At 64.1% G+C, this 9,253-nt stretch carries 7 protein-coding genes; 5 read left to right on the top strand and 2 right to left on the bottom strand.

Annotated features, from left to right (window positions below):
• Nucleotides 1-544: YqgE/AlgH family protein (locus tag T281_RS14180; RefSeq protein WP_052037518.1), on the bottom strand; the 544-nt coding region annotated here is incomplete at its 3' end.
• Between the two features lie 265 nt (nucleotides 545-809).
• Here T281_RS14180 and T281_RS14175 point away from each other — a divergent pair.
• Together T281_RS14175 and T281_RS14170 are read left to right on the top strand one after the other, a co-directional pair.
• Nucleotides 810-1,154 (top strand): hypothetical protein, encoded by a 345-nt coding sequence (locus T281_RS14175; protein WP_037240598.1) that lies wholly within the window; start codon nucleotides 810-812, stop codon nucleotides 1,152-1,154.
• A 398-nt stretch (nucleotides 1,155-1,552) separates the two neighbouring features.
• Nucleotides 1,553-4,288: a bifunctional acetate--CoA ligase family protein/GNAT family N-acetyltransferase gene (locus T281_RS14170; RefSeq protein WP_037240596.1), complete on the top strand. Its 2,736-nt coding sequence runs from the start codon at nucleotides 1,553-1,555 to the stop codon at nucleotides 4,286-4,288.
• 156 nt (nucleotides 4,289-4,444) lie between these two features.
• On the opposite strand, the gene T281_RS14165 is transcribed toward T281_RS14170, so the two are convergent.
• The gene (locus T281_RS14165; protein WP_037240594.1) at nucleotides 4,445-4,753 is read right to left on the bottom strand and encodes a hypothetical protein; all 309 of its coding nucleotides are present in this window, start codon (nucleotides 4,751-4,753) and stop codon (nucleotides 4,445-4,447) included.
• A 134-nt stretch (nucleotides 4,754-4,887) separates the two neighbouring features.
• Between T281_RS14165 and T281_RS14160 the strand changes: the two genes are divergently transcribed.
• From T281_RS14160 to T281_RS14150, 3 genes are all read left to right on the top strand, one after another.
• Nucleotides 4,888-7,128: a TonB-dependent receptor gene (locus T281_RS14160; protein WP_037240590.1), complete on the top strand. Its 2,241-nt coding sequence runs from the start codon at nucleotides 4,888-4,890 to the stop codon at nucleotides 7,126-7,128.
• Nucleotides 7,129-7,554: 426 nt separating this feature from the next.
• Entirely contained in the window at nucleotides 7,555-8,589 is a 1,035-nt protein-coding gene (dgcN, locus tag T281_RS14155; RefSeq protein WP_037240587.1) for an N-acetyltransferase DgcN, read from the top strand.
• 4 nt (nucleotides 8,590-8,593) lie between these two features.
• Nucleotides 8,594-9,253, top strand: a 660-nt coding sequence (locus T281_RS14150; protein ID WP_037240601.1) for an enolase C-terminal domain-like protein, incomplete at its 3' end; no start/stop codon positions are given.

Below are 9,253 nucleotides of genomic sequence, written 5' to 3'. Positions count from 1 at the left end.
TCGTGTCGAGATCGTTGTCGAAGATGATATCTGGATCGGCCGGGCAATTGAGCCAATCGTTTTCCTGGATCTCGCGCTCAAGCTGACCGGGTTCCCAGCCTGCGTAGCCAAGGGCCAAAATGGCGTTGTTCGGCCCTCGTCCTCTGGCGATAGCGCGCAGGATGTCCACCGTCGCGGTCAGGCAAACGCCGCCGTTGATCGGGAGCGTTGCATCGGCCACGAAATAATCCGAGCTGTGCAGCACAAAGCCACGGCTGATGTCGATGGGGCCGCCGAGATGGACAGCCATGGCGTCCATGCGAATGGAGGTCGGCCGCGACCAGCTCATGGGGATGTCGAGCTGTTCCAAAAGCTTCGGCATCGTGATGTGCGAGGCGCGCTGGTTGACGATCAACCCCATCGCGCCTTCTTCGGAATGGGCGCAGACGTAGATCACCGACCGATGAAAGCGCGAGTCCGTTGTCGACGGCATCGCAATGAGGAACTGCCCGTCGAGATAACCGTGGCTTTTCAAGCAGCCGATGTGACCGTGTCGTGTTGCCATGCCCCTATGGTAGCGCCTCCGCCCGCATGTTGTGAAGATGGGACTCGAAGAAATCCGACGGAAGACAACTCTTTGTGCCGTCAGCGTTCCTGCTTTGATAACGGGATAAACCGCAAATCGGGCAGCGAGTTTCTGGCTGCGAAAATTGCGCGCTCACACCGCACGTCGCGCGCCTTCGACGGCGCGAGCGCGCAAGCTCGCCACATGTTTATTGGCGCATAATCCACATCGTTTCCGGGACACCGAAACAACATGAGCTTGAGCTATGCAAGTTATCGTCCAGATTCTGCAACTGATCCAGGATAGCGTTTACGCGATTGCGCGCGTCGCAAATTCGGCGTGGCAATGGTGCCTGACGCAGATTCTCGCGGTGCCATGGGACAAGCTCGGCGACATGCCCGGATCCAAGGTGATCATCCTGCTCGGAAGTTCCGCCATCGTCTTCTATTTCATCTCGAAAGCGGCACGGGAGCTTCTGGCCGCCGGTGAAAAGGCGTTCGCGGCGATCATGACGCTATTTCAGGTTTTCATGCGCGCGCTGCCGCCGATCCTCATCGCAGGCGCGACCGCCGCCGCCGGTTCGTGGGTCGTCAATAACGTCCAATTCTGAAGCCCCGAGCCAACCATCGGAGTGCGTTGAAATCCGATCGTGAGGGCTCCGGTGCCTTTCGCGCTTCAACGGCTCGACCGCGCGGAAGGCGATTGATGCACGGCCGACCCTTGCCTTGCGTCCGTCACGCCACCCAAAACGCCGCTCATCACGTTTGTTACCAGTTCGACATATGCGTCGCTTGCCAAAGTGTGAGATAAGGCGCGTGGGCAACCCTGGTGCCGCGCAACGTATCCTTTACCGTCACGGCCTGCGCAGGCGAAAGGGCCCAGCTCTTCCGCGCGCACGCGCTGCTAGCGGGTTTATCGATGGCTGAGTGGTACCGAGTTCCCTCGAAGACGGCACTCGCGGCTGCTCGGTCATGCCATTTTTGACCGAGCCTCGACGGAGTGCCACTTATGACCATCCGCAATCTCGATCTCCTCTTCAATCCGGCCAATGTGGTCCTCATAGGGGCCAGCGAACGCCAGGGATCAATCGGCAAGCATGTGGCCGAAAACTTGCTGAAGGGCGGATTCACGGGCGAAATCGCCTTCATCAACCCGAAACGCGCGGAAATCCTCGGCCACCCCTGCTTCAAATCAATCGACGCGCTACCCTACGCGCCGGGACTTGCCGTCGTCGCGACCCCGCCCGAAACGGTGCCGGGCGTCATCGAGGAACTCGGCCGCAAGGGGTGCCGCGCTGCGGTGGTCATCACGGCGGGCGTTTCCGGCGACCTGCGCAAGCGTATGCTTGAAGCGGCGCGCCCGCATCTCATGCGCATCATCGGCCCGAACTGCCTCGGCATGCAGGTGCCGCGCCTTGGGCTCGACGCAAGCTTCGCTCAGGTGCTGGGTAAGGCGGGTAGCGTGGCGCTTGTCTCGCAGTCGGGCGCGATCACGACCGCGATGCTCGACTGGGCGTCCGTCGAAGGCGTCGGGTTCAGCCATGTCGTGTCCATCGGCGATGCTGCGGACGTCGACCTCGGCGACATGCTCGACTACCTCGCGGGCGAAACGACGAGCCGCGCCGTCTTTCTTTATATCGAATCTGTCGGCGATGCGCGGAAGTTCATGTCGGCGGCGCGGCGCTGCGCCCGTGTGAAGCCCGTGATCGCTATCAAGGCGGGCCGCCATCCCGAAGGCGCGAAAGCCGCCGCATCGCATACCGGCGCGCTTGCCGGGTCCGACAACGTCTATGGCGCGGCGCTCCGGCGCGCGGGCGTGCTGCGCGTGACCGACCTCGATGCCATGTTCGACGCCGCCGAGATGCTCGCCTATGTGCCGGCAATGCCGGGCGACCGCGTGGCCATTGTCACCAACGGCGGCGGCGCGGGCGTTCTCGCCGTGGACAGCCTGACCGATTTCCGTGGCACGCTGGCGACGCTCGCTCCCGAGACGATCGACGCGCTGGACGCAGCGTTGCCGCCCACATGGTCGCGCGGCAACCCAGTCGATATCATCGGCGACGCCGGGCCGGATCGCTACCGCGCGACGCTCGATGCCGTGCTCGCGGACCCGAATGCGGACGCAGTCCTCGTGATGAATTGCCCGACGGCTCTCGCTTCGTCGCTCGACGGCGCAAAGGCGGTCGTCGCGGCCGTGCAGGAGATGCGCGCGAAGGGCAGAAACAAGCCCGTTATCGCCAATTGGCTCGCGCGGCACGACGAAACCGGCATCCGCGATGCGTTCGCTGCGGCGAAGATCCCGTCCTACGAGACGCCCGTCGCGGCGGTTCGCGGCATGATGCACCTCGTCCATTACCGCCGCGCACAGACCGAACTGATGCAGACGCCGCCCGCGCTGCCTGAAGACCTCGTCTTCGATGCAGATACGGTCAAGGCCGAGATTGCAAGCGTGCTCGCGGAAAAGCGCGACCTGATGACGGAGCCGGAGGCAAAGGCCGTGCTCGCCGCCTATGGCATCCCGACCGTACCGACGCTCGTCGCGAGGACGCCGGAAGAAGCGGGCGAGGCGGCGGCCGAACTTCTGCGCAAGTCGCCGTCGGTCGTTGTGAAAATCTTGTCGCGCAACCTGTCGCACAAGTCCGACATCGGCGGTGTGCGTCTCGATCTCATGTCGGCCGAAGCGGTCGAAACCGCCACGCACCAAATGCTGAAGGCCATCGGCGAAGCGCGGCCCGACGCGATCCTTGAAGGTGTCACCGTGCAGCCGATGGTGCGCCGCCCGAACGCCTACGAACTCATCCTTGGCATCACGACGGACCCGACCTTCGGCCCGGTGATTCTGTTCGGCGCGGGCGGGACGGGCGTCGAGGCCATCGGCGACACGGCAATGTCGCTGACGCCGCTCGACCTCAAGCTCGCGCGCGATCTCATCGCCTCGACCCGCATTTACAAGCTCCTGAAAGGCTTCCGCGACCGCCCGCCTGTCGATCTCGACGGGCTGGCGCTTTGCCTCGTGAAGCTGTCGTCGCTCGCGGTGCAGCATCGCGCCATCCGCGAACTCGACATCAACCCGCTCCTGATCGACGCGAAGGGCATGATCGCGCTCGACGCCCGCATCAAGGTGGTCGACCCGGCAGAGCACAAGCCGGTGCCATGCGCGATCCGGCCCTATCCCGTGCGGTGGGAGGAGCACGAGACGCTGCTCGACGGCACGCCGGTCACGGTTCGCCCGATCCGCCCGGACGACGAACATTTCTATCCGTCGTTCATGAGCCATGTGACGCCGGAGGACTTGCGCCTTCGTCTGTTCAGCCCGGTGCGGCAGTTCTCGCATCATTTCCTCGCCCGACTGACGCAGATCGACTACGCGCGGGAGATGGCCTTCATCGCCGTGCGACCCGCCGCAGATGGTGGCGCATCGGAGATGCTCGGCGTGGCGCGCTTCTTCGCCGATCCGGATTACGAGAAGGGCGAGTACGCCGTGCTGATCCGCTCCGATCTCAAGGGGCGCGGGCTGGGCTGGGTGCTGATGCGGCAGCTCATCGGCTATGCGCGCGAGGAGGGCTTGAAACAGCTTTACGGTAGCGTGCTGGATGAGAATACGGGCATGCTGCAAATGTGCCGCGAATTAGGTTTTCATGTCGTGCGCGACCCGGATGACGGCAGGGTATTTGCTGTAACGCTCGATCTCTCATCACGCGCAGTTGATGAAGTTTTGAAGAACTGGCAGCATCACGCCAAATAGATCTATTCTTGTTCCAAGGTGGTGCATCGCGTGCGATATTCTGTCGCATGTTATGCACCACTCTATTTCTTTGCACTGTAACTTCCGAAATCGATAACGTCTCCCCAGCGATTTGGGCACGGTGGGGACATGCGCTCAAGGCATTGGATTTGCTCGTTAGCCATAATCGGCGTGCTTTTGCATGCCGGTACGCTCGCGCGCCACCATCTCGTCGTTTTCGGCGAGGCGGTTGCGGCGGCGGAACAGCTGGCGGCTGCCGAGGCTTACGACGAACACGCGTTGTGTCGCTCCGAGGCTGGAGACGACGGCGCAGGCGCGGAGCATGGAAAGAAAGCGCCGGGCGCGCCGAAAACCTGCCTCATCTGTCTTGGCCTCGCATTCGCGCACGCGCTGCCGCCCGCCGAAGCGCCTCCCTTGTCCGTGCCGTCTGCTTTCGGCGCTGCCCTTCCAGTGCTTCCCCTTCATAGTTCCCACGCGGCGACAGACGTTCGACTACAGCAAAGTCGCGCTCCTCCCTCCCTGCAAGCCTGATTGCTACTGACGCGCATCCCGGCCGTGGGGCCGCCGCGCGCGCGATTCTTGCACTTGAGGGAATATCCATGTCGAAAGTCATCATCGCGGTGCTTGGCACCGCGGCAGCGGGGCTGTGCGCAGAGCAGGCCGTTGCCCAATCAACGGACTATACGCCCACTCTGCCGCCCGTTGTGGTAACCGCGGAAAAGGCAAAGAAGCCCGGAAAGAAGAAGGCCACGCCTTCGACCGAGGCCAACCGCGCGGCCGAGCCCGTGCCGCAAGACATCGCCGAGCCGGAGCCGCAAACGCTGGCGAAGCCCTTGTCGGGAACGGTCCTCTCCGGCGCGGCCTTGACCGAAGCGCGTCCCGGCGAACGCGACGCAGCCGCGCTTCTGACCGCAGCGCCCGGCGTGGCCGTGGCGACGGGCGGCGGCGTCTCGGCGCTCCCCGCCATCAACGGCCTCGGCGATGAGCGCATCCGCACCGAACTCAACGGTATGCTCATCACGTCGGCCTGCGCGAACCGCATGAACCCGGCGCTGTCCTATGTCGATCCGTCGGCCATCGGCAAGGTGGAGGTCAATACGGCGCTTGCGCCGGTGAGCAAGGGCGGCGATTCGATCGGCGGTACGATCTCGGTCGAGCGCGCGGCCGCCGGTTTTGCGACCGTGCCGGGCGAAGTGCTGACAGCGGCGACGCTCTCGACCTTCTACCGCAGCAACGGCGACGGCTTTGGCGGCGCGATGCATGCCGAGGCGGCGACGCAGAACCTGAACATCGCCTATAACGGCGCGTGGAGCCAATCGCGCAACTACGAACGCGGCGGCGGCGAGGAAGTCCGCTCCACCGAATATGAGGCGGGCAACCACGCACTCACGCTCACCGCGCGCGACGGCCGCGATTTGTACGTGCTCGAAGGCACCTATCAGAAGATCCCGTATCAGGGCTTCGTCAATCAGCGCATGGACCTGACGGACAATCAGGGCTGGTCGGTCAACGCCCGCGCTCTCCAGCATTACGGCTGGGGTACGCTCGATGCACGCGCGTATTACCAGCGCACGCTGCACGAGATGAACTTCCTCGCCGACAAGGGCGGCAATATGCCGATGAACACCGATGGCAGCGACTTCGGCTATTCGGTGAAGACGGAAATCCTCACCTCGCCGCGCGACAAGGTGCGCATCGGCAACGAGTTCCACGGCCAGACGCTCGATGACTGGTGGCCGCCGGTTGCTGGCATGGCGATGATGGGGCCGGACACCTATGAGAACATCAACGGCGGCAAGCGCAACCGCGTCGGCACCTTCGCGGAGTGGGAGCGCAAATGGACGCCCGAGTGGAGCACGCTCATCGGCGCGCGCAACGACATCGTGTGGATGGATACCGGCGACGTTCGGCCTTATAGCTGGACGTCGATGATGCAAGCTGACGACATAGCAGCAGCCACAGCGTTCAACAAGCGCGACCACGCCCGCACCGACGTTAACTTCGACATGACGGCGCTTGCCCGCTACGAGCCCGGCGCTGCCAGCACTTACGAATTCGGCTACGCCCGCAAGACCCGCTCGCCGAACCTCTATGAGCGCTATTCATGGGGCGAGGGCATGATGGCTAGCACCATGATCGGCTGGTTTGGCGACGGCAACGGCTATGTCGGCAATCTCGATCTCGATCCGGAGGTCGCGCACACCGTTAGCGCCACGGCCGCGTGGCGCGCGGGCGCAGCGGGCGAATATGAAGTGAAGGTCACGCCGTTCTACTCTTACGTCGAAGATTTCATCGACGTAAATTACCTGAAGATCTTCACAACGTCGAACTTTCAGAACGGAAAGTTCCGCCAGTTCCAGTTCGCGAACCACGACGCGGAACTCTACGGCGTGAACGTCTCGGGCAAGGCTCCGCTCTGGGCGAGCGCCGACTATGGGCGGTTCGGCGTGAACGGTACCATCGGCTGGGTGGAAGGCGAGCGGACGGACGGCGAGAACCTCTATCGCATCATGCCGCTCAACGCGCGCGCCGCGCTTACGCACAGCCTTGGCAATTGGTCGAGCACGGCGGAACTGCAACTCGTCGCATCGAAGGATCAGGTGCAGAGCCTGCGCAACGAATTCGAGACGCCGGGCTATGCGCTGTTGAACCTGCGCACGAGCTACCTCTGGGGCAATGTGCGCTTCGATCTCGCAGTGGAGAATGTATTCGACAAGCTCTATTACCAGCCGCTCGGCGGCTTCGACTATGCCGACTTCAAGGCGACGTCGGGCGCGGAATACGGCGCGGTGGCAGGCGTCGGCCGTTCGTTCAACGCAGCCGTCACGGTGAAGTTCTAGATCGGCTTGGCGTGAAATCGGACTCGATTTGACGCAGAGAAGCTGATCGACCACTGAAACTTGCAGCGTCGTGCCGCTTCTTGTTTGGGCACGACGCTGTAGCCCGCTCCCCTCGGATGGATCGCTCTGAGGCGGCAAGCCGCTCAAATGTGCGCGAATGCGGAGCGCCGGAAAAGCATGATGCTCCGCGGTACCCTCGACCGGTACCTTGCATGGCGCACCGGCATTCGCCGAGCCTTCAACGACCATACGCGCGCACCACCTGTGCCCTGTGTGACGACTGATCGATCCCTGCACGGCGTCGCCCGGCCTCCAATGTTCTCGTGCCGCCTGGCGCTTCTCGTGCGGCTTGTCACCACTTCGTGCGGCTTGGCACCCTTCGTGCTAAAGACTATGATCCCGCATCAAATTTCTCAGGGGCGCTCCATGCTCATTCGCCATCCGTATCTCCTTTTTCTCGGCGACGTTTCCGATCAGCTCTCGGCCAAGACCGCGCAAGGCATCGTGGACTGGCGGCGCGACTGGTGTCTCGGCCAACTCCGCCTTCCGGGTTGCGAGGCCGACACCGGCCTGCCTGACATGACCGTTCAGCAGGCCGCCGACGCGGGCGCGAAGACGCTGATCGTCGGCGTGGTGAACGCGGGCGGCGTGCTGCCCGAGCATTGGATTGGCGTCATCCAGGAGGCGCTTGCGGCCGGGCTCGACGTGGCGAGCGGGCTGCATGTGCGGCTGTCGTCCATCCCCGCGATTGCGGAAACCGCGCGCGAATGCGGCCGCGAGCTGTTCGACGTCCGTCATTCGGATCAGCGTTTCGCCGTCGGCAAAGGCACCAAGCGCTCGGGCATGCGGCTTCTCACCGTCGGCACCGATTGCTCGGTCGGCAAGAAATACGCCGCGCTGGCGCTTGAAAAGGAGATGCGCGCGCGGGGCTTCGACGCCGACTTCAAGGCGACGGGGCAGACGGGCGTCTTCATTTCGGGGCGCGGCGTCGCCATCGATGCGGTGGTGGCGGATTTCATTTCCGGCGCAGTGGAATGGATTTCGCCCGCCGCCGATATCAGCCATTGGGATCTGATCGAAGGGCAGGGTTCGCTGTTCCATCCGTCTTTCGCGGGTGTGTCGCTGGGCCTTTTGCACGGCGCGCAGGCCGATGCGTTCGTCGTCTGTCATGAGCCGACGCGCAAGACGATGCGCAACGTTGCGCACCCGCTGCCCTCGATCCGCGAGGTGATCGACATGACCGTGCGCCTCGGCGCGCTCACCAATCCGAGCATCCGGCCTATCGGTATTTCCGTGAACACGCAGGCGCTCGACGAGAAGGCCGCGACCGACTATCTGAAGCGGCTTCAGGATGAGCATTTCCTCCCCGCAGCGGACCCGATCCGCTTCGGCGTCGGCTCTATCGTGGATCGCATCGCGGCGGATTTTCCGTTGACGCGCGGCGCGGCGAAGGTGGGCTAGTGCGATGCGCAAGCTCTCCGTCGCCATCGAAAGCTGGCCCATAGCGGGGGCGTTCACGATCTCGCGGGGCAGTCGCTCCGAAGCGCGCGTGGTGGTCGCCACGGTCGAGGATGGCGGCGCGCGTGGGCGGGGTGAATGCGTGCCTTATCCGCGCTACGGCGAAACCGTCGAAGGGGTGGCGGCGAAAATCGAAAGCCTCGCCGAAGCGATCGCGGGCGGGGCGACGCGGGCCGATCTCCTGACGCTACTGCCGGGCGGTGCGGCGCGTAACGCGCTCGACTGCGCGCTTTGGGATCTGGAAGCAAAGCTTGCGGGCAAGCGCGCGTGGGAGCTTGCGGGCATCGCCGCGCCTCAACCGGCCATCACCGCCTACACGCTTAGCCTCGGCGATCCCGCTTCGATGGAGGCCGCCGCGCGCGCCGCAAGCAATCGGCCGCTTCTCAAGGTGAAGCTCGGCGGCGCCGGCGACGCGGAACGCATCGCCGCAGTGCGTCGCGGTGCGCCCAATGCGACACTCATCGCCGACGCAAACGAGGCATGGGACGACGCCGTGTTCGCGGAAAATCTTGCGGCCTGCCGTGCAGTTGGCGTTTCCCTCGTGGAGCAGCCGCTCCCCGCGGGTGCCGACACGCGCCTCGCCGATGTCGCGGACGAGGAGCGCGGC

Origin of the sequence: Rhodomicrobium udaipurense JA643 (assembly GCF_000636015.1) — a bacterium.
GTDB classification, from domain to species: Bacteria; Pseudomonadota; Alphaproteobacteria; order Rhizobiales; family Rhodomicrobiaceae; genus Rhodomicrobium; species Rhodomicrobium udaipurense.
Note: the sequence above shows the minus strand (reverse complement) of the source record. Positions and strands in the feature narration are given on the sequence as shown.

What these genes read in the sequence shown, in the direction of transcription:
- T281_RS14170 (WP_037240596.1), top strand. Translation starts at nt 1,553, where the DNA reads ATGACCATCCGCAATCTCGATCTCCTCTTCAATCCGGCCAATGTGGTC.
- T281_RS14165 (WP_037240594.1), bottom strand. Translation starts at nt 4,753, where the DNA reads ATGAAGGGGAAGCACTGGAAGGGCAGCGCCGAAAGCAGACGGCACGGA.
- T281_RS14175 (WP_037240598.1), top strand. Translation starts at nt 810, where the DNA reads ATGCAAGTTATCGTCCAGATTCTGCAACTGATCCAGGATAGCGTTTAC.
- T281_RS14160 (WP_037240590.1), top strand. Translation starts at nt 4,888, where the DNA reads ATGTCGAAAGTCATCATCGCGGTGCTTGGCACCGCGGCAGCGGGGCTG.
- dgcN (WP_037240587.1), top strand. Translation starts at nt 7,555, where the DNA reads ATGCTCATTCGCCATCCGTATCTCCTTTTTCTCGGCGACGTTTCCGAT.